Source organism: Streptomyces globisporus C-1027, assembly GCF_000261345.2.
In the GTDB taxonomy this organism is placed as follows: domain Bacteria; phylum Actinomycetota; class Actinomycetes; order Streptomycetales; family Streptomycetaceae; genus Streptomyces; species Streptomyces pakalii.
This window is the reverse complement of sequence record NZ_CP013738.1, coordinates 2,963,235-2,983,999: the sequence shown is the minus strand read 5'-3', so window position 1 is coordinate 2,983,999 and position 20,765 is coordinate 2,963,235. Positions and strand designations below refer to the sequence as shown.

The following is a 20,765-nucleotide window of genomic DNA, read 5'->3' as shown; positions in this document are numbered from 1 at the left end:
CTGGGAAAGATGCCCTCAATCGCCGGGCGGGCTTGAAGTGGCCGGGGTTGGGTCGGATGGCGCGCCCGGGAAAGGTGCCCTCAAACGCCGGGCGGGCTGGAAGGGGCCGGGCGGGCTGATGGTGGCCAGGTCGGCTGGGTGTGGCCGGGCGGGCTGGGAGATGGTGCGGGGCGAGGTGGGGAAAGGCGCCCTCAAACGCCGGGCGGGGGCGGTTACTTGCGCTTGGTGAAGGCCTCGTAGGCCTTCACCACCTCCTTTGCCGGGCCGTCCATTCTCAGCGTGCCTGCCTCCAGCCACAGTGCGCGGTCGCAGGTTTCGGTGATCGACTTGTTGCTGTGGCTGACCAGGAAGACCGTGCCCGCCTCCGCGCGCAGTTCCTTGATGCGGTCCTTGCTGCGGCGCTGGAACTTCGCGTCGCCCGTGGACAGTGCCTCGTCGATCAGGAGGACGTCGTGGCTCTTGGCGGCCGCGATGGAGAAGCGCAGCCGCGCGCCCATGCCCGAGGAGTACGTCCGCATCGGCAGCGTGATGAAGTCGCCCTTCTCGTTGATGCCGGAGAAGTCGACGATCTCGTCGTAGCGTGCGCGGATCTGCTCGCGGGTCATGCCCATCGCCAGCCCGCCCAGCACCACGTTGCGCTCGCCGGTCAGGTCGCCCATCAGCGCCGCGTTCACGCCGAGCAGCGACGGCTGGCCCTGGGTGTGGACCTTGCCCCGGGTCGGCGGGAGCAGGCCCGCGACCGCCTTGAGCAGGGTCGACTTGCCCGAGCCGTTGGAGCCGATCAGGCCGATCGCCTCGCCCTTGTACGCGGCGAAGCTGACCCCTTTCACGGCGTGCACCTGGCGTGCGCCGGGGGCGCGGCGGCGCGAGGTGAGCCGGCTGAGCGCCGAGGTCGCGCTGCCTCTGCCCGTGCGCGCGCCGTTGACCGTGTACGTGATGTGGACGTCGTCGACGACGACCGTCGGGACCCGGTGGTCCCCGGGGGCGTTCCTGTCCTCAGCCACGTCCGTACGTCTCCTCGGCCTTCCAGAAGTACACGAATCCCGCCACCCCGCACAGCAGCGCCCAGCCGGCCGCCGCCGCCCAGGCCAGGGGCGGCAACTGGTCCCACGTGTAGCTGTCGATGAGCGCGTACCGCATGAGGTTGATGAAGAGCGCCGCCGGGTTGTACTCCAGCACCAGCAGCACCGCCCGCGGCACCCGGTCGCCGGCCAGCAGGTGGTCCAGGCTCCACATCACGCCGGACGAGTACATCCAGGTCCGCAGCACGAACGGGGTCAGCTGGGCGATGTCCGGGGTCTTCGCCGTCAGGCGGGCCATGGCCATCGACAGGCCGGTGTTGAACAGCGCCTGGAGCGCCAGCGCCGGGACGGCCAGCAGCCAGGTCGGACGCGGGTACTGGCCGAACGCCAGCAGGATCAGGGTCAGCGCGCCGAGCGAGAACAGCAGCTGCTGGAGCTGCTGGAGCGCCAGCGCCACCGGCAGCGAGGCGCGCGGGAAGTGCAGGGCCCGCACCAGGCCGATGTTGCCGCTGATCGCCCGCGTGCCCGCGGTGATCGAGCTGCTGGTGAACGTCCAGATGAAGACCCCGGTGACCAGGAACGGGACGAAGTCCTCCACCCCGTGCTTGGTGTTCATCAGGACGCCGAAGATGAAGTAGTAGACCGTGGCGTTCAGCAGCGGCGTCATGATCTGCCAGATCTGGCCGAGCTTCGCCTGGCTGTACTGGGCCGTCAGCTTGGCCGTCGCGAACGCCGTGATGAAGTGCCGGCGCCCCCAGAGCTGCCGGACGTACGCGGGCAGCGACGGCCGGGCGCCGCTGACCTTCAGGCCGTGCCGGGCGGCCAGGGCCGCCAGCTCACCGGGGGCGTAGGTGGGGACGGCGGTGGCCGGGGTGTCCTCGGAGGGGACGGTCACCGGGGGCGGGGCTGCTGTCTGGCTCAACGATCGACCGCTTTCGACACCGATGGGGCGATGGGGGGAGGGCGGGACGGTACGGTCCCGTAGGGACGCCCTCGTTGGGACGGGACCGTATCGTCGTAACGCTGAGAGTAGGACGCTTGTACGTCGCAACGCAACCGTTCCGTCGCGGCCGACTATGCTGCGGGCCATGACCACCGAACGGGGAACCCGCCGCCGCGCCCCCGCAGGAGCCGCCGTCCTGCGGGAGGACGTGACCGACGCCATTCGCGCCGCCGTCTTCGAGGAGCTCGCCGCGGTGGGGTTCGCCCGGATGTCCATCGAGGGCATCGCCCGGCGCGCGGGCGTCGGCAAGACCGCCGTCTACCGCCGCTGGAAGTCCAAGCTGGCGCTCGTCCTCGACCTGGTCGCGGCCGTCGCCGCCCAGGGGATGCCCGCCCCGGCCACCGGTTCGCTGTACGGGGACGTGCGCGCCGTCCTGGAGCTGGCCGCGTACGCCCTGCGCCACCCGGTCGCCTCGCAGGTCATCCCGGACCTGCTGGTCGAGGCGGCCCGCAATCCGGAGATCTCCGAGGCGATCAAGGCCGCCCTCCTCGACCAGCAGCAGGGCGTCGCCGCCGTCGTGGTGCGGGAGGCGGTGGCCCGGGGGGAGCTGCCGGAGGGCAGCGATCCGGACCGGGCGCTCGATCTGATCGTCGGCCCGCTGTACTGGCGGCTCGTCGTCGTCCGGGGCGAGCTCCCCAAGGGCTACCTGGACGATCTGGCCGCCTCGGCGGTCGCCGCACTCCGCTACCCCGGCTGAGAGTCCTCAGCCCGCCGCCACCCGTGCCAGCACCTCGCCCGTGCGCGGGCTGAACGCCAGCACCGTCGCGTTCTCCGGCAGCTGCTGGTTCCGGGTCAGCAGCAGCCACCGCACCCCGTACCGGGCAGTGATCCCGTCCCGGCGGTCCTGCGGGGTCGACTTGTCGAGATAGGCGGCCACCGCGCGGCTCCTGTCCCGCCGCTCCGTCGTCGCGAGCCCCGCGTCCGGCAGGGCGTCGGCCAGCACGTAGGCCCCGTGGCCGGCCAGTGCGTACATCGCCGGACGGCTGTCCGTCAGGACCACCTCGCCCCGGGGCACGTACGCGGTCGCCCAGGCGTACGGCTCCCCGGCCGCTTTCGCGCCCTCGGCCGCCGGAGGCGCTGTGGTCAGGCTGTCGATGGGGGCGCGCTGGGCGGTGAGCCCGTTGTAGTACGGCCACAGCGCCGCCACGGTCACCGCGCACACCGCGGCGAACGCCCACCGCCACACGGTCGGCCGGATCCGGGTCCGGGTCCGGAACGCGATCAGCGCGAGGCACCCGATCGCCGCGCCGATCGCCGTCTGCGGGTGGACCAGCAGGACGAGCCCGAGCAGCACCCCGATCCCGGCCGACTCGAACCACCGGGGCGACCGGCGGGGTGCCGGATCGCCGCGCTCGGCCACCCGGGCGGCCACGCGGCCGGTCCACGCCCACAGATGCAGGGTGACCGCGACCGCGAACGTGGTCGGCGCGCTCCAGCGGGCCGGGTCCGCCCAGTGGATCAGGCCCAGCGGTACGAGCAGGAGCACCGGAACCCAGCGGTTCGGGGTCAGCAGGCGGGTCAGCCGGCCGATCCCGGTGAGCAGGAGCAGCAGGTTCACCGACGCGGCCAGTGCCACGACGGACGGGCCGGAGAGTTCGGTGGCGCGGGCGGCGAGACCCTGGAGCAGTGCGTACGGGGAGTAGTGGGCGCTCGACACGGCGGGCAGGTCGGTCATCGGGAACGCCGGGTGCAGCAGGTTCACCCGCAGCCGTTCGACGACCGCCGCCTGGAGCCCGGCCTCGCAGCACAGCGGAGCCTGCCAGGCCGCCGCGGACAGCACCGCCCACAGCAGGCCGCCCAGCACCAGGTACGGGGACGGCAGCCACAGGGGCGGCCGGGCGGCCTTCTCGGCCCCGTCGCCCGTGGTCGCGGCGGGCGGGACGTCGGCGGCGGAGGACGCGGCGGAGGCAGCGGAGAAGAGGGGCACACCTCATGGGTTCCGTGCGGCGGGCCCGTTCTCCCCGCCGCCACTCGTCCGGGGGATTCCGGGGTGTTCCGTGCGGCGGGCGCGGGAGGGCTCAGGCCTGTTCCGCGTCCGCCAGCAGCCGGTCCGCGACCCGGGCCGCCGCGCCGCCGTCGTCCAGGTCGCAGTAGTCGCGGCGGAAGCTCTCGTACGCGTCCGCGTGGCGGGCCGCCGACGCGCCCGTGTCCCGCAGGGCCTGGGCCACCTCGTCCGTCGTGACCAGCAGAGGCCCCGGCGCCCGGGTCTCGAAGTCCAGGCAGAAGCCGCGCACGGTGTCGCGGTAGTGCTCCAGGTCGTACGTGTGGAAGAGCATCGGCCGGCCCGTCAGCGCGAAGTCGAACATCAGCCCTGCGTAGTCCGTCACCAGCACGTCGGCGATCAGGAGCAGACCCGCCGCCCCCGGGTGGTGGGAGACGTCGAGCACGCCGGGGCCGGCCGGGACGCTGCCGGTGACCCGGGGGTGGCGGCGCACCAGCACCGTGTGGCCGGGGCCGAGCGCCCGGGCCAGGGCGTGCGGGTCGAGCGCCGGGTCCCAGCGGTACGGGCCGGGGGCCGTGCGGTCGGGGGAGGCGGACGGGGGATGGGCCAGGTGGTCGCGGTAGGTCGGGGCGTACAGCACGACGCGGTGCTCCTCCGGTACGCCGAGCGTGCGCCGGATCTCCTCGGCGGTCTTGTCCCGGTCGGGGGCGCACAGCACGTCGTTGGCGGGCGATCCGGCCTCCAGCACCTCGCCCTCGTACGCGAGCGACCGGCGCAGCAACGGGGTGGCGAAGCGGCTCGGGGAGATCAGTACCGACCACTGGGCCGACCGCTGCGGCAGGGTGGCGAGGTGCTGGTGGTCGGCGTAGAGGGAGTCCGCCAGGCCGGAGCCGAACCGGCCGAGCGGGGTGCCGTGCCAGGTCTGGACGACCGTCTGCCCGGGCCGCCGCTCGAACCAGACGGGCAGCTGCTCGTCCGTGACGATCCGGCGGGAGCGGGCCAGCGCCTCGTACCAGGCGGCGCTGTGCAGGGGGACCGCCCGCGCGCCGGGCGGGACGTGGGTGGTGCGGCCGGGGGTGGTACCGGTGACCCACAGATGCTCGGCATCCGTGCCCCGGCGCACGAGTTCGGCGTGGACGGCGCGCGGGGAGTCACCGCCCGTGTAGAGGACGGTGTCGCGGAGCGGGAGCGTGCGCGATGTGCGGGGCGTGATGGGCGTGCGCCGGTCGGAGGAGGGCGCGCCGGGCGTGCGCGGGCCGGGGTGGTGCGCGGCGCGCAGGAGCCGCCTGCTGTACGCGCTCCGCCCAGCGGCCGGGAGGTCGGGCGGAGCGACGACGGACAGCCGGTCGCCGTGCCGCCGCTCCAGGCGCAGCGCGTTCTCGCCCCCGCCGCAGGGGAGCTGCGCGGTGGCGGAGCCGGGGACGCGAACGGGGCGGCCGTCCAGGCGGACCTCCCAGCGGCCCTCCGGGAGCGGTGGGGCGATGAGTGTGGAGAAGCGGAGGGCGGGGCGGGTGCCCGGGGTACCCGGGGTGCCGGTCGCGTCGGTCGCATCGACCACCTCAGCCTCCGCGACCGGGACCACCTCGTGCAGCGTCTCGTGGCGCAGGACGAGACGGGCGCCGGATCCGTTCGCCGTTCCCGTCCCTGCCTCCCGGGCCGCCAGGGCGTACGTACCCGAGATCCGCAGCCCCCCCTCCGGAGTGGGGTCCACCCGGTCCACGTACGGCGGCCCCGCCAGGTCCAGCACCAGGTCGCCCGCCGCGTCCGCGTACGCGGGTGGCGGCAGGTCCGGGGCTGCGGGCAGCGGTACGCGGGTGCCGTCGTCGAGCAGCAGCCGGACCTGCCACCGCGCCCCGTCCGCCGCCTCGACCTCACGGGGGGCCCGGTGCACGGCGGGCGGCACGGCGGCGAGTTCGGCGAGCGGCACACGCACGGTGAAAGCGAGTCCGTCGGGCCCGGGTACGCCGCCGTCGGGCCCGGTCGCGCGACCGTCGGAGCCAGACCTGCCCCCGGCGGGACCGGGCGCGCCCGTCTCCGGCCCGGAGCCCTCCCCGTACGCCACCTCACAGGAGTACTCCTCGCCGTCCTCGCGGGTCAGCACCACCGCCGTGGCCCTCGCCGGCCCGTCGAAGAGCCGGCCCGTGATCTCCAGCGAGGCCCCCGCCGTCCCGGCAGCGGCCGTCCGGTGTCCCTCGGCCCGGGCCCGCAGCCGCGACACCGTCAGCCGGAGCCGGCCGCCCCGGAAGTCCAGCACCGCCCGCCGCCCGTCGCCCGGGTCCTGGACCAGCGGCTGGTCCGCCCCCGCGTCCTGCGCGCGCACCGCGACCCGGCGGACCGTTCCGGGGACGGCGAGCACCAGGCCCACCAGCCAGCCGCCGCCCTCCGCCGTCGCGGGCAGCCTGTCCGGGTCGAGGACCATCTCGAAGCCCGCGTGGTCGTAGCCGTGCAGCTCCTGACCGGAGTTCACCGTCGCCTCGGGTGCGGGAACGGACCGCACCGGCACCGGCCGCACCGCTCGTCCCCGCTCCGCCCGGACCATGCCCACCGTCAGCCGCCGGTGCGCCGACCCGGCGGGGAGGTTGCGCAGATACGCGTACCCACGCAGCCGCAGCTTCCCGTCCGCGCCCCACCGCGCCTCCAGGAGCCGCGCGACCGCCGGGATGTCCGTGCGCGCGAGCCGGGCGCTCGCGCCGCGCACGCCGGGGTACACCGCCCGCCGTCGCCCCGGGAGGCCCTCCACGGCGAACGTGCCCGTCCCGTTGGCCCGTTCGAAGGCGAGGACCGCCAGCAGGTCCGCCAGGCGTCGCTCCCGTACCAGCTGCCACTTGATGCGCAGCTCCACCGGCAGACCTTCCAGCACCTCAGGGCCCGCCCGGTCGACGAAGGCCCCCGCGCCCTCCAGGAACGCCGCCCGGTACGCCTCGCCGCCCATCGGCAGGCCGTCCAGGAAGTACCCGAAGTCGTCGCGGAGGCAGGACGCGTCGTACGCCCGCCGCTGCGCCGCGTCCCGGCCGCCCAGGAACGCGCTGACCTGCTCGCACGCGGCGATCCGGTCCCGTACGCCCGTGACGTCCGTACGCCGCCGGGTGATCGAGCCCTCCCGCACCCGCCAGTAGTAGACATGCTCTGCGAGGACGTCGACCGAGCCCGCTAGATAGTGCGCGGGGATCATCACCGGGGTGTCCTCGTACAGCCTGCCCTCGGGGAAGGCGAAGCCGTGCGCGTCCCAGAAGGACCGGCGGAACACCTTGTTCCACGCCACCCGGTCGGCCAGCAGCCGCGGGTCCCGGGTGATGTGCGTACGCGACCGGGGGCCCGTCAGCCAGCGGTACTGCCAGGCCTGCTGCCGCCCCTGCCCGGTCAGCCGCCACACGTTGCCGGTCACCAGATCGGAGCCGCTCGACTCCAGCGCGGCCGTCATCCGCTCGTACGCGTCGTGAACGACGATGTCGTCGCTGTCCGCGAACGCCAGGTAGGGCACGGTGGGCGTGGTGTGCCGGACGCCGGTGTTGCGGGCGGCACTCAGGCCCGCGTTCGGCTGCCTCACCAGGCGGAAACGCTCGTCCCGGGCGGCGAACTCCGCCGCGATCCGGCCGCTCGCGTCCGTCGAACCGTCGTCGACCATCACCACCTCGATCGCGTCGAGGGTCTGCTCCGCCACCGACCGCAGGCAGTCCTCCAAGTAGTCCTCGACGTTGTGGACGGGGATGACGACGCTGAGGAGCGGTGGCTTCATGTCCTGGTCAACAGAGGCCGGGTCCCGGGGTCACCGCCGCTGACCCGAACGGGTGAACTCGGGCCGTCCGTTCCCCGCCCCCGGGACTACGCTCGGCTGCCATGCCCTCCCGAGCTTCCGTGAAGCGGTACGTCCGCAGGCAGGTCATGCGGGCCGCCTACCGCACCGACCTCCGCCGCCCGCTCGACCCGAACCTCGCCGTCTACGGCGCGTACTGGAACCGGGGCGTCGCCTGCAACCCGGCCGCGATCCACGCCAAGGCCCGCGAACTCGCCCCGCACATCAGGGGTGTGTGGGCCGTCTCCTCCCGGCACCGCGACCGGATGCCCCCGGGCGTGCCGTACGTCATCGAGGGCTCGCGCCCCTACTGGCGGGCGATGGCCACCGCCACCTACCTGGTCAACAACTCCAGTTTCCCCGGCGGGTTCACCAAACGCCCCGGTCAGCGCTACCTCCAGACCCACCACGGCACCCCGCTGAAGACGATGGGCCTGGACCAGCGGGCCTACCCCGAGCTGGCCCGGAAGGCGGACTTCGCCAAGATCCTCGCGCACGTGGGCCAGTGGGACTTCAGCCTCTCCGCCAACCCGCACAGCACCGAGGTGTGGGACCGCGTCTACCCGGGCTCGTACCAGCGGCTCGACCTCGGCTACCCCCGCAACGACGTCTACTTCACCGCCACCGCCGAGGACATCGCGAAGATCCGCGCCGAACTCGGCATCCACGCGGACCAGACCGCACTCCTCTACGCCCCGACCCACCGCGACTACCGCGAGGGCTTCGTCCCCGACCTCGACCCCGAGCGCCTGGCCCGTGAACTGGGTTCTGAGTACGTGGTGTTGGTGCGCGCTCACTACTTCTACGGCCGGTCCGCCGGGCTCGGGAGCGCGCCGACCGGACGTGTCCTGGACGTCACCGCGCATCCCCGGGTCGAAGAACTCTGCCTGGCCGCCGACGCGTTGATCACCGACTACTCCTCGCTGGCGTTCGACTACGCCTGCCTGGACCGCCCGATCGTCGTCCACGCCCCCGACTGGGACACCTACCGGACCACGCGCGGCACGTACTTCGACCTGCTCTCCGGCCGGCCCGGCGACACCCCGGGCGCCGTCACCGCCACCTCCGACGAGCTGGTCGAGGTGTTCCGTGCGGGGGAGTGGCGCTCGCCCGCGTCGGCCGCGCTGCGCACCGCGTTCCGGGAGCGGTTCTGCCCGTACGACGACGGGCACGCGGCGGAACGGGTCGTACGGCGGTTCTTCGCCGTCCCCTTTGCCCCGCCCAGTCGTTGATTCCGACAGCTCACGCACACCGCCAGGTTGGGAGACGTCCATGCACCGGTCCGCCTACGAGCAGATGGAACTCTGCATCCAGGAGTACCTGCCCGTCGAAGGGCCTGCCTCCGGCAAGGGCGCGTACCGGGTCGTCGACCTGGGGTCGCGCATCTCCGGCAAGCAGACCCGTACCCACCGGGCGCTCCTCGCGGGGCACTCCACCGACTACTTCGGGGTCGACGTGCAGGACGGCCCCAACGTCGACGCGGTGATGAAGAAGCCGTACCGCATCCCCGCCCGCTCCAACAGCGCCGATGTCGTCCTCTCCGGGCAGGCGTTCGAGCACATCCCGTTCTTCTGGGCCTCGATGCTGGAGATCGCCCGGATCCTGAAGCCCGGCGGACACGCGTTCATCACCGCACCCTCGCGCGGCCATGTCCACGACGCGCAGGACTGCTGGCGCTACTACCCCGACGGATTCCGCGCCCTCGCCGCCCACTCCCGGCTCGAACTGGTCGAGGCCTACACCGACTTCCCGCCGCAGAAGGGTATCTGGCACGACTACCGGGCCATCGACAAGAAGGCCGCCTACTGGGGCGACTCCGTCGGTGTCTTCCGCAAGCCGCGCCGCTATCCCCGGCTGACGATGTTCGTCGTCCGGGAGTCGGCGGTGTGGTGGGCGAACCGGGTCGGCGGCGTGGACGGTGTCCCGCTGCCCCGGCCGGTCGACGGCCGCGACCGGTGCGGCAGGCCCGCCGCCGCCCCCGTTCCCGTACCTGAGCCCGCGTCCGAGCCCGCATCCGAGCCCGCATCCGCGTCGGCCTTCGTGTCCCCTCCGGCGTCCGCCCCCGGAACCCCGCCGGAATCAATGGCAGGTTGACGAAAAGTGACATGAGCCGCAAACCGCGCGTACTGTCCCGGGGCATGGCTTGGCGCAACGCCGTCAACGGCGTCCTTCAGCAGCTCACCGGATACCAGCTCAGGCGTGTCACGGTGCCCGCCGCCCGCACCGCCCCCGCCGGTCCCGCCCCGGCCCCGGCCGCCCCGGCGGCGGCCCCCGCACCCGCCCCGAAGCCCAAGGCGAAGAAGCCCGCCCTCGCGTTCCCGGCGGACTACGACGACGAGGCGAAGGACATCATCCGCGCGGTCAAGCCGTACTCGATGACCTCGCCGGAGCGGCTCAACGCCTTCATCCTCGCCACCCGGTACATCGCCCGGCACGACATCCCCGGCGACATCGTCGAGTGCGGTGTCTGGCGCGGCGGTTCGATGCAGGCGTGCGCCCGGACCCTGCTGTCCGTCGGGGAGACCGAGCGCGACCTCTACCTCTTCGACACGTACGAGGGGATGACCCCGCCGACCGCCGAGGACCTGCGGCGCGACGGCCGGCCGGCCCAGGAACTGCTGGACGCCCAGGGCAAGGACCGGCCGATCTGGGCGGTTGCGTCCCTGGAGGATGTCAAGGCGGGCTTCGAGAACGTGCCCTATCCCCAGGAGCGCGTGCACTACGTGCAGGGCCGGGTCGAGGACACCGTCCCCGGGCAGGCTCCGGAGCAGATCTCGATCCTGCGCCTGGACACCGACTGGTACGCCTCCACCAAGCATGAACTGGAGCACCTGTACGACCGGTTGGTCCCGGGCGGGGTCCTCCTGATCGACGACTACGGCTACTGGCAGGGATCCCGGCAGGCGGTGGACGAGTTCCTGGAGAAGACCGGTGAGCGGCTCCTCCTGCTCCGCATGGACGAGGGCCGGATCGCCGTCAAGCCCTGACCCGCGCCCTCCGCAGTCGTGCCGAGCCCCGTGCCCTCCCCGGTGCGGGGCTCGAACGCGTCACCGGCGCGCCCCCCGGGCGCCCGACTCCGCCCCTCCCGTCACCCGAACGGACCCCCTCGGGTGACCGGTCACCACGGCACGGGTTGTACCCCATGGCCCCCGGCGGCCCCTCCACGCCCCGAAGCCCCAGTCCCCGGAAGGATCGTGCGCCGCGATGGCACCCCGTCTCACCGTCGTCGTCCCCCTCTACAACGTCGAGGAGTACCTCGGTGCCTGCCTGTCCTCGCTCGCCGAGCAGACCATGCCGGACCTGGAGGTCGTCCTCGTCGACGACGGCTCCACGGACAACGGACCGGCGCTGGCGCAGGAGTTCACCGAACGCGATCCCCGTTTCCGGCTGTTCCGGCAGGAGAACGCCGGGCTCGGCGCGGCCCGCAACGCCGGGGTCCGCGAGGCCCATCCCGGTGCGGAGTTCCTGACGTTCGTCGACAGCGACGACGTGGTCCCGCCGGGTGCGTATGCCCGGATGCTCGCCGAACTCGACCGGTCCGGCTCCGACTTCGCCACCGGCAACGTCCTGCGGCTGCGGGCCAACGGGGAGCTCGAACAGTCCCCGATGTTCCGCAAGCCGATGGAGAAGGCCCGCCCGGCCACCCATGTCACCCGGGACTGGATCCTGCTCGGCGACCGCATCGCCTGCAACAAGGTCTTCCGTCGCACCTTCTGGGACGAGCACGCCTTCGCCTTCCCGACCGGCGTGCTGTACGAGGACATCGCCGTCGTCCTCCCCGCCCACTTCCTGGCCCGCTCGGTCGACGTCGTCGAGGAACCCGTCTACCACTGGCGCGACCGCGACGGCTCGATCACCACCCGGCGGGCCGTCCCCCGAGGCATCCGCGACCGGGTCACCGCCGTGACCACCGTCAGCAACTTCCTCGCCGAGCGGGCATCCGAAGAAGGTGCGGCCGAAGGGGGAGGGGCGGCCGAAGCGGGAGGGACGGCCGACGCCGCCGAGGCCAAGCGCCGCTACGACGCCCACGCGCTCTCCGGTGACCTGTGGCTGTTCATCGAGGCCCTGCCGGACGGCGACGCGGAGTTCCACGAAGCCTTCCTGGAGCACGCCGGCGCGTTCGCCTCCACCGTCGAACCCGACGTCTTCGCCTCGCTGCCCCTGCATCTGCGGGTCAAGTGGCAGCTCATCCGCGAACGCCGGCTCCCCGAACTCCTCACCCTCCTCGCCGACGAGAAGAAGGACCGGGACACCTTCCACGTCCGCGGGCTGCTCCGACCCCGCGCTCACCACCCCGCCGTCCGCGACCCGCTGCCGCCCGCCGCGACCGCGCTCACCCCCGCCGATCTGCCCGTCCACGCCCACCTCACCGAGGTCGTCTGGCGGGACGGGCTGCTGCGTCTGACCGGGTACGCCTATGTGCGCAACGCCCCCGGCGGGGCCCCGCGCCTCGGCTGGCTGCGGTCCGGGAAGCGGATCGTCCCGTTGCGGCTGCGCCCCGTCGGTGGCGACGAGGCCACCGCCCGGTCCGGCCGCTCCCTGCACCGGTACGACCGTGCCGGGTTCACCGCCGTCGTCGACCCGCGCAGGCTCGCCGGGAAAGCAAGCGGCGGCCGTACGACCTGGAAGCTGGAGGCCGTCGTCGTCGGCGCGGGGCGCCCGCGCCGGGGCCCCATGCGGCTCGTCGGCACCCCGGCCCCGCCCGCCGTGACGTACACCGACGAGCGGACCCGGATCGTCCCCGTCCTGTCCGGCAACAAGCTGGAACTGCGTACCGAACGCGTCGCCGCCGTCCTCACCGGGCAGTCGGCGGTCGAGGACGCCGTGCGCCTGGAGGTGAAGGTCCTCGGGGACTCCGGTCCTGTCGCACTCCGGCTCACCGAGTGGCGCACCAAGGAGACCCGGGAGTTCGCCCTGCGCGGCTCGCTCGGCTCCCGGGCGGCGGACATCCCGCTCAGCGCGTTCCGAGGACAGGACGAGATCTGGGGCGTTCAACTCATCGGTGAGGGGAAGCCGTTGACCGTCGCGTCCCCGTCCGACGGTCAGGACGGGCGCTACGCACTGCCCGGCGGACGCGAGGTGTACGCGGCTCCCAACCCCTCGGGCGACCTCGTCCTCACCGACCGGGCCGTCCAGCCCGTCGTCACCTCCGCCGTCTGGAAGGGAACGGGCGAACTGGTTCTCGAAGGAGCCTTCCCCGAGCCCACGGGCACCGGCCGCGAACTCGTCCTGCGCCACAGCGGCCACCAGGAGGAGGCCGTCGTCGACGTGGAGCGGGGCGAGGGCGACGGCTTCCGGGCCGTGGTCGCACCCGCCACCGTCGAAGGGCCCGGCGGAGCGCTGCCGCTCGGCGAGGGGCGCTGGTACCTCTTCCTGCGCGCACCGGGGGAGCGGGACCCGGAGGCGTACCGGCCGCTCCGGCTGAGTACCCCCTTGCACAGCACCCTGCCCCAGCAACAGAGGCAGAACCACAGGGACTTCACCCTCCAGCGGCGCTACCACGACCGGCTCGTCCTGGAGTCCGGCAGCGCCCTCCCGGCCGTCGACCGGGGGCCGTACGGGCAGCGCGTCCGGCGCGAGCGGTATGCCGTGGTCCGTGCCGTCGCCCCGGCCGCGACGCGCCCCGCCGTCCTCTACTCCAGCTACGACGGCCGCCAGTTCTCCGACTCGCCCCGCGCGATCCACCGCGAACTCGCCTCCAGGGAAGGGGACATCGAGCACCTGTGGGTCGTCCGTGACCAGCAGACGGCCGTGCCCGACGGCGTCCGGCCCGTCGCCCTGCACAGCGCCGAGTGGTACCAGGCGCTGGCCCGCAGCCGCTGGATCGTCACCAACACCCACCTTCCCGAGTGGTTCGAGCGGGCCGAGGGCCAGTGCGTCGTCCAGACCTGGCACGGCACCCCCCTCAAGCGCATCGGCCGCGACCTCGCGGGCAGCCCGCACGCCGACGCCGCGTACATGGCCTCCATGGAACGCCGGTCCGCCCAGTGGAGCGTGCTCGTCTCCCCGAACAGCTTCTCCACCCCCGTCCTGCGCCGCGCCTTCGGCTACGGCGGCGAGGTCCTGGAGTGCGGCTACCCGCGCAACGACCTGCTGTACGCCCCCGACCGGGCCAAGGTCGCCGCCGCCGTACGGGAACGGCTCGCGATCCCGGAGGGGCGGCGCGTGGTCCTGTACGCCCCGACCTGGCGCGAGGACCAGCCCCGGAAGGGCGGGAAGTACGCCCCCGACCTCCACCTCGACCTGGCGCAGGCCCGCGAGACCCTCGGCGACGACCACGTCCTGCTGGTCCGGCGGCACTACCTCGTCGGCGGCAGCGTGCCCGACACCGACTTCGTCCGGGACGTCTCCCGCCACCCGGACGCCGCCGAACTCCTTCTGATCAGCGACGTGCTGGTCACCGACTACTCCTCGATCATGTTCGACTTCGCGCAGACCGGCCGCCCGATGCTCTTCCACACCTACGACCTGGCCCACTACCGCGACACCCTGCGCGGCTTCTGCTTCGACTTCGAGCACCGCGCCCCCGGGCCCCTGATCCCCGACTCCGCCGGGATCGTGGCCGCGCTCCGTGACCCGGCCGCCGCCACCGCCGGACACCGGGAGGCGTACGAGCGGTTCCGGGAGGCGTTCTGCGACCTCGACGACGGGACCGCCGCCGCCCGGGTCGTGGACCGGATGCTCAAGAGCGACGGGGCTGTCGAGGGGGAGCGGGCATGAGCGACTTCACGTGTGTGATCACCGGCGGCGGGGACGGCGAGGGCCCGGGCGGGGCCGACGCCCTGCGCGCCTCCGTGGAGTCCGTCCTCGGTCAGTCGATGCACGGCTCCGAGGCCCTCGTCGTCCTCGCCTCCGCCGCCGACCCGGCCGTCCGCACCGCCGCCCGCGCCCTCGCCGCCCGCGCGCCCGAGCGGGTCCGCCTCGTCCACGCCGACCCGGCCGCCCGCACCACCGGCGCCCTGCGCAACGCCGGTCTCGACGCGGCGAGCGGCCGGTACGTCCTGGTCCTCGGCACCGGCGAACGGCTCCAGAAGCACGCCTGCCGCAACCTCTGGCAGGCGGGCGAGACCAGCCGCGCCGACCTCGTCGCCGGCCGCTGGAGCCGGATCACCGACGAGGCCGGCAAGGAGCGGGAGCCGTCCTGGCAGGGCGAGCTGTTCGCCCGCTCCCGCACCCTCACCCGCTTCACCGAAGCCCCCCAACTCGTCGTCCGGGACGCCCTGGTGACCGGATTCTGTCTGCGTCGCGAGGCCGCCAGGCGGCACGGGCTGCGGTACGAGGAGGACCTGGCGCACGGCGAGATCCTGTTCGGCCCGCTCGCCGCCGCGTCGGTCGGCCGGATCGCCCTGGTCCGCCGGCTCGTCGTGACCGGCCGGGCCGTTCCCGACCGGGCCCGCGACCTCGTCGCCCTGGTCGAGGCCCACCGCCGGGTCGCCAACACCCTCCTCGCGCGCGGGCTGCCCGAGCTGCGCGAGGAGCGGGAGACGGCGTTCCACCGGGACCATCTGGTGCCGCTGGTCCGGTCCTTCCCCGCTCTGCCCGCAGCCCGCCGCGACCGGGTCGCCGCCGCTGCCGCCCGCACGCTGACCGGGCCCGTCCCGCCGGACCTGCCGCCGCTGGAGCGGGTCGCCGTGACTCTGCTGGGCCGGGGCGACACCGAGGGGATCCTGGCCGCGGCCTACGCGCTGAGCCGGCCCGCCACCGTGTGCGCGCCGCTGACGACGGGCGCGGACGGGCGGGTCGGCTGGGGCGGGGAGGCGGAGGAGCCCGTCGCCGACATCACCGAACTCGGCCACCACTACCGCCGGTTCGGTGAGATGCGGCTGATGAACCGGCTCACCCGCTGCACCGCCGCCGACGGGAGCCGTCTGCTCCTCGAAGGCCGACTCGTGCTGCCCGGGCCCACCGGGCCCCGCCCCGGCGCCCCCCTCACCGCCACCCTGGAGTTCCGGGCCCGGGGCGGGGCGCGCGCCGTCGCGTTCCCCGCCGAGGTGGTCCGGCACGACGCGAACGGGATCACCTGGCGCGCGCGGGCCGACGTCTCGCGCCGCCTGCGCCCCGTCGGCGTCCGCGACACGGCGTGGGACGCGCGGCTGACCGTGGAGGCCGACGGGGTCCGGTGCGTCAGCGACCTGTTCGCCCCGCAGGACCAGGTGGCCGGAGCGGTCCGCTTCGCCGCGCGGCCCCGGCTCGGGCGGCTCGCCGGGGACACCTGGGAGCCCTACATCACGCTCAAGGACCACTTCGCCCTCCGGCTGGCCGCCCGCCGCCGCCCGGCCCGCACTGCTCACCGCCTGGTCCGCTACGCCACCCGCTTCCGGCCCGCCCGCAAGGCCAAGCTCCTCGTCCGCGCCCTGCGCAAGCGCCTGGAGCGCTACCGCTCCCGCGGCTTCAAGGCCCCCGCCTACAACACCTGGCTCACCCGCCTCCCCGTGCGCCGGGGCTCCGTCGTCTTCGAGAGCCACATGGGCACCTGCTACGGCGACAGCCCGCGCGCCCTGTACGAGGAGATCCGCCGCCAGGGCCTGAAGCTCCACGCCACCTGGTCCTACGACCCGTCCCCGGCCGGATTCCCGGACGACGCCCGTCTCGTACGCCGCTGGTCCTGGCGCTACCTGTGGGCGCTGGCCCGCGCCGAGTACTGGGTCGACAACCAGGGCTTCCCGCAGCATCTGCGCAAGCCCGGCCACACCACGTACCTCCAGACCTGGCACGGCTCCGCGTACAAACGGATGGGCTTCGACGAGACCCGCGTACGGCTCCAGAACGCCCCGCAGCGCGAACGGCTCCAGCAGGCCGTCGACCGCTTCGACCACTTCCTCGTCCGCTCCGAGCGCGACGTGACCACTCTCGCCCGCGCCTACCGGCTGCCCGAGGAAAAGCTCCTGCGCACCGGCTACCCGCGCAACGACGCCCTGATCGCGGAGCGCACCCGGGCCGAGACCGAGGGAAGGCTGCCGCGCCCGCCGCTCGCCGGGGCGCTCGGGCTCGACGACCACAAGAAGACCGTGCTCTACGCCCCGACGTTCCGGGGCGGCCCCGGAAAGCAGCGCAGGACCCGACTCCTGCTGGACGTACGGGAGTTCGCCGAGCGGTTCGGTGACACCCACACCCTGCTCGTCCGCGCCCACTACCTGGAGTCGGCCCGGCTGCCGGTCTGCCCGCCCGGCACCGTCGTCGACGTCTCCCGCCACCACGATGTCAGCGAACTCCTGGCCCTCACCGATGTGTTGGTGACCGACTACTCCTCCATCATGTTCGACTTCGCCCTCCTCGACCGGCCCGTCGTGCTGTTCGCCCCCGACCTGGAGGCGTACGCGGCCGAGCGCGGCAGCTACTTCGACCTGCGGGAACAGGCCCCGGGGCCGGTGACCGCGACCCAGGACGAACTGTTCGCCGCCCTCGTGGAACTGAAGAAGTCCGACACCCGGTACGCCGATCGACGCCGGGCCTTCGCCGAGCGGTTCGGCGCCTACGACCAGGGCGACGCGGCCCGCGCCGCCGTCGCCGCCGTCTTCGGGCCCGCCGCTTCCCGGGGCGTCCGCCACACCACCGACCACGACCGGGGGGCCGGCCGATGAGCCGCGACATCTTCATCGTCTCCAACAGCACCGACGAACTCGGCGGCGTCACCGCCTGGATGCACCAGACCGCCCGCCTCTTCGCGGACCAGGGCCACCGGGTCCACACCGTCGGCATCCACGCCTCCGACCTCAAGATGACGCTGCCCCGGCAGCCCGAACACCCCGTCACCGCCCTCTACCCCGCCCACCCCCCGACCCCCTGGACACCCCACGGCGTCCGTGACCGCTTCCGCATCCCCACCCGGCGCAAGGAGGCCGCCCGGGTGGCCGCGAAGAAGCAGGCCGTCGGACGGCTCTCGGAGCTCTTCGCCACCGCCCGGCCCGGCGCGGTCGTCATCGTCACCCAGGTCTGGGCGATGGAGTGGGTCGGGGAGGCCGACACCACCGGGCTGCGCGTCATCGGGATGAGCCACGAGTCCTACGACTACTCCCGCGCGAGCCACCGCTACCGCTGGATCAAGAACCACTACAAGGACCTCGACCACTGGCTCGTCCTCACCGAGGAGGACGCCGACCGGTGGGCCGGGGACGGCATGAACAACGTCGGCTTCCTGCCCAACGCCCTCTCCCGCCTCCCGCTCGTGCCCTCCCCGCGCACCGCGAAGACCGTCGCGAGCATCGGCCGCCTCAGCGACCAGAAGGGCATCGACCTGCTCCTGGACACCTGGGCCCTGGTCGCCCCCGCCCGCCCCGACTGGACGCTGCGCGTGTACGGGGCGGGCGAGGACGAGGCCGCGCTGAAGGCACAGTGCACGGGCCTCGGCCTCGACGGCTCCGTGGAGTGGATGGGCCGCACCGACGACGTGGAGCGGGCCCTCGCGGACGCCTCCGTCTTCGTCCAGTCCTCCCGGGGCGAGGGCTTCCCGCTCGCGCTGCTGGAGGCGATGGCCGGCGGCGTGCCGTGCGCCGCCTTCGACTGCGCGCCCGGGGTGCGGGAGATCGTCCGGGACGGCGAGGACGGGCTCCTGGCCCCCGCCGGGGACGTCGCCGCGCTCGCCGACCGGCTGCTGCGGCTCACCGGCAACCCCCGGCTGCGCGACGCGATGGGCGCGCGGGCCCGCTCCGGCGTCCAGCGGTTCTCCGAACCGGAGACCCTGCGCCGCTGGGAGGAGCTGTTCGCGTTCCTGGAACGCTGAGCGGACCCGGGTGGGCGCTGGGCCGACCCCGGTGCACGGGCCGGGGGTCAGCCCCCGACGGCCGCCCCGGCCCCGTCCTGCGCGGGCAGGGCCGCGGGCGTCCGGCGGGCCGAGAACGGCACCGGCCGGGGCAGCCCGTCCGTCTGCCCGAGGAAGACCCTCCGCACCACCCGCTCGGCGGCGTACCCGTCGTCGTACGGACAGAACCGGGCCCGGAACGCGGTCCGCAGCTGCGCCGAGCGGGAGCCCCGCCAGTGGTCCGTGGCGAAGATGTCGAACAGCTCGTCCTGGCTCCGGGCGACGACGCCGGGCGGGAACGCCGTGATGTCGAAGTACGTGCCCCGGGCCGCCTCGTACGCCTCGATGTCGTCGAGGTGCAGCACCACCGGGCGGTCCAGGTTGACGTAGTCGAACATCAGCGAGGCGTAGTCGGTGAGCAGGGCGTCCGAGGCGAGTGCCAGCGTCTCCGCGGACCGGTGGGCGCTCACGTCGATGATCCGGGGATGCGGTGCCCGGCTCCTGCCCCCCGGACCGGCGGGACGCGGTGCCCGGGCGAGGATCACGAACTGCGGGCCCAGGACCCGGACCAGCCGCTCCAGGTCGAGGGAGGGCCGCTGGACCCGCCGGTAGTCGCGGGGGACGGGGGCGTACAGCAAGGCCGTGCTGCCCTCGGGGATGCCCAGCGTCTCGCGCAGCCGCGCCACATCGGCCGGACCGGCGCGGTGGTAGACGTCGTTGCGCGGCGAGCCGTACTCCAGCGTCGTGTACGCGGACGGATAGGCCCGTTCCCGTACGAGGGTCGAGTGCGGGTTGGCCGAGAGGGAGAAGTCCCAGGTGTCGACCTGGCGCAGCAGCTCGTCGAAGTCCGTGCCGCGGGCGGCGGCGGGCCGGTCCAGCAGATCGGTGCCCACGGTCCGCAGCGGCGTGCCCTCGTGCGTCTGCAGCAGGATCTGGCCCCGCCGCTTGACCAGCCCCCGGTCGAAGGAGCCGTCGTTCACCAGATATGCCGAGCGGGCCAGCGCGGTCCGGTGGGCGAAGGTGCCGGGCGCGATATGCCGGGCGCCGGTCGGCACGGTGTGGGCGTCGACGGGGCGGCAGATCCAGGCCGTCCGCAGCCCCGGGACCAGCTCGCGGACCTTCGCCTCGATCGCCGCCGGGCTGCCCCCGTACCCGCCGCCGCCCCGTGTCGTGAACACCGCGTCCCGGGTGCGCAGCGGCAGCCGCACCTGGATGCGGTAGTGCGCCCGCAGGGCCGCGCCCCGCACCGCCCGGCGCAGGGCCGCCGCTCCTTTCCGCAGCCGGCCGCCGAGGCGCTGTGCCTCCGACAGGGCCCGGTAGGTGCGCCGCGCGCCGAGGTGCATCAGGCCGTGCCGCAGCAGCGCACGGCGGGGGGCCGGGGCACCGGGGGCGTGGTAGCGGCGGCAGGAGGCGGTCGCCCGGCGGAAGAACGCGGCGCGGCTGTGCAGCGGCAGCCGGTCCCGGGAGGCGAACAGCGCCGAGAAGTGGTCCAGCATGCGGCGGAACATCACCGGCCGCCACAGGGCGAGTTCGGGGTGGGAGTCGATGAACGCGAAGACCCGGTCGTACTGGTCGAAGACGTCGAAGTGCTTCTCGCTGGTGGTGGAGAGGATGTTGCCGCGCCGCCGCTGCCGGTAGGAGACGCACACCGCGTCGAGCACCGCGATCGAATCGGCCGACATGAGGACCGGGTAGGTCCAGGGGGTGTCCTCGTAGTAGCCGGGCGGGAAGGTGAACCCCTCGGCCTCGACGAACGCGCGGCGGTACGCCTTGTTCCAGACGACCATGAGGAGTTGCAGCAGCTCGGGGCGGTCGGTGAGGCGGAAGCGCTCGGGGCCGTTCTCGTCGAGATGGGCGGCCAGGACGTTGCGGACGCTGCGGCCCGTCCAGTACGTACGGGCGTAGTCGTACATCAGGACGTCGGGCTCGCCGGTCGTGTCGATCCGGTCGGCGATGGTCTGGAGGGCGTCCGGCAGCAGGGTGTCGTCGCCGTCGAGGAAGATCAGGTAGTCGCCGGCCGCGCGGCCCATCCCGGCGTTGCGGGCCGGGCCGAGGCCGATGTTGCGGGGCAGGTGCAGTGCGGTGACGCGGTGGTCCCGGCGGGCGTACTCGTCGGCGATCGGTCCGCAGGCGTCGGGGGAGCAGTCGTCGATCACGATGATCTCGTAGTCCTTGAAGGACTGGGCCAGCACGGAATCCAGACACGCGTGCAGATACGCCTGGACCCGGAATGCGGGCACGATGACGGAGAACCGGGGCACTACACA

At 73.7% G+C, this 20,765-nt stretch carries 12 protein-coding genes; 7 read left to right on the top strand and 5 right to left on the bottom strand.

Features of this window, described 5'->3' with window-relative positions:
- Positions 1–212: 212 nt before the first annotated feature.
- Both WQO_RS12815 and WQO_RS12810 read right to left on the bottom strand, forming a co-directional pair.
- The gene (locus WQO_RS12815) at positions 213–1,004 is read right to left on the bottom strand and encodes an ABC transporter ATP-binding protein (RefSeq protein WP_058953972.1); all 792 of its coding nucleotides are present in this window, start codon (positions 1,002–1,004) and stop codon (positions 213–215) included.
- Positions 997–1,944 carry an ABC transporter permease gene (locus WQO_RS12810; protein ID WP_050992331.1) on the bottom strand — a complete coding sequence of 316 codons (948 nt, stop codon included), beginning with the start codon at positions 1,942–1,944 and terminating at the stop codon, positions 997–999. The genes WQO_RS12815 and WQO_RS12810 overlap by 8 nt, the downstream gene beginning before the upstream one ends.
- 154 nt (positions 1,945–2,098) lie before the next feature.
- Here WQO_RS12810 and WQO_RS12805 point away from each other — a divergent pair, with 154 nt between their 5' ends.
- Positions 2,099–2,722 carry a TetR/AcrR family transcriptional regulator gene (locus WQO_RS12805; protein WP_010062165.1) on the top strand — a complete coding sequence of 208 codons (624 nt, stop codon included), beginning with the start codon at positions 2,099–2,101 and terminating at the stop codon, positions 2,720–2,722.
- A gap of 6 nt (positions 2,723–2,728) precedes the next feature.
- Here the strand turns inward: WQO_RS12805 and WQO_RS12800 are convergent, their stop codons facing one another.
- A complete protein-coding gene (locus WQO_RS12800; protein ID WP_010062164.1) occupies positions 2,729–3,952 on the bottom strand; it encodes a hypothetical protein in 1,224 nt (407 codons plus the stop codon).
- 91 nt (positions 3,953–4,043) lie between these two features.
- On the bottom strand, positions 4,044–7,703 hold the full coding sequence (locus WQO_RS12795) for a bifunctional glycosyltransferase/CDP-glycerol:glycerophosphate glycerophosphotransferase (RefSeq protein WP_010062163.1): 3,660 nt from the start codon (positions 7,701–7,703) through the stop codon (positions 4,044–4,046).
- A 101-nt stretch (positions 7,704–7,804) separates the two neighbouring features.
- Between WQO_RS12795 and WQO_RS12790 the strand changes: the two genes are divergently transcribed.
- The 6 genes from WQO_RS12790 to WQO_RS12765 all read left to right on the top strand — a co-directional run bounded on the left by WQO_RS12790 (position 7,805) and on the right by WQO_RS12765 (position 18,480).
- A complete protein-coding gene (locus WQO_RS12790) occupies positions 7,805–8,992 on the top strand; it encodes a CDP-glycerol glycerophosphotransferase family protein (protein WP_079055549.1) in 1,188 nt (395 codons plus the stop codon).
- A 40-nt stretch (positions 8,993–9,032) separates the two neighbouring features.
- Positions 9,033–9,854: a methyltransferase domain-containing protein gene (locus tag WQO_RS12785; RefSeq protein WP_010062160.1), complete on the top strand. Its 822-nt coding sequence runs from the start codon at positions 9,033–9,035 to the stop codon at positions 9,852–9,854.
- A gap of 11 nt (positions 9,855–9,865) precedes the next feature.
- A complete protein-coding gene (locus tag WQO_RS12780; protein ID WP_010062159.1) occupies positions 9,866–10,747 on the top strand; it encodes a TylF/MycF/NovP-related O-methyltransferase in 882 nt (293 codons plus the stop codon).
- Positions 10,748–10,964: 217 nt separating this feature from the next.
- The gene (locus WQO_RS12775; protein WP_010062158.1) at positions 10,965–14,480 is read left to right on the top strand and encodes a bifunctional glycosyltransferase/CDP-glycerol:glycerophosphate glycerophosphotransferase; all 3,516 of its coding nucleotides are present in this window, start codon (positions 10,965–10,967) and stop codon (positions 14,478–14,480) included.
- Positions 14,477–17,341 (top strand): bifunctional glycosyltransferase/CDP-glycerol:glycerophosphate glycerophosphotransferase, encoded by a 2,865-nt coding sequence (locus WQO_RS12770; protein ID WP_010062157.1) that lies wholly within the window; start codon positions 14,477–14,479, stop codon positions 17,339–17,341. The genes WQO_RS12775 and WQO_RS12770 overlap by 4 nt, the downstream gene beginning before the upstream one ends.
- Entirely contained in the window at positions 17,338–18,480 is a 1,143-nt protein-coding gene (locus tag WQO_RS12765) for a glycosyltransferase (protein WP_010062156.1), read from the top strand. Before WQO_RS12770 ends, WQO_RS12765 begins: the two co-directional genes overlap by 4 nt.
- Positions 18,481–18,527: 47 nt before the next feature.
- Here the strand turns inward: WQO_RS12765 and WQO_RS12760 are convergent, their stop codons facing one another.
- The gene (locus WQO_RS12760) at positions 18,528–20,759 is read right to left on the bottom strand and encodes a bifunctional glycosyltransferase/CDP-glycerol:glycerophosphate glycerophosphotransferase (protein WP_058953971.1); all 2,232 of its coding nucleotides are present in this window, start codon (positions 20,757–20,759) and stop codon (positions 18,528–18,530) included.
- Between the last annotated feature and the right edge of the window lie 6 nt (positions 20,760–20,765).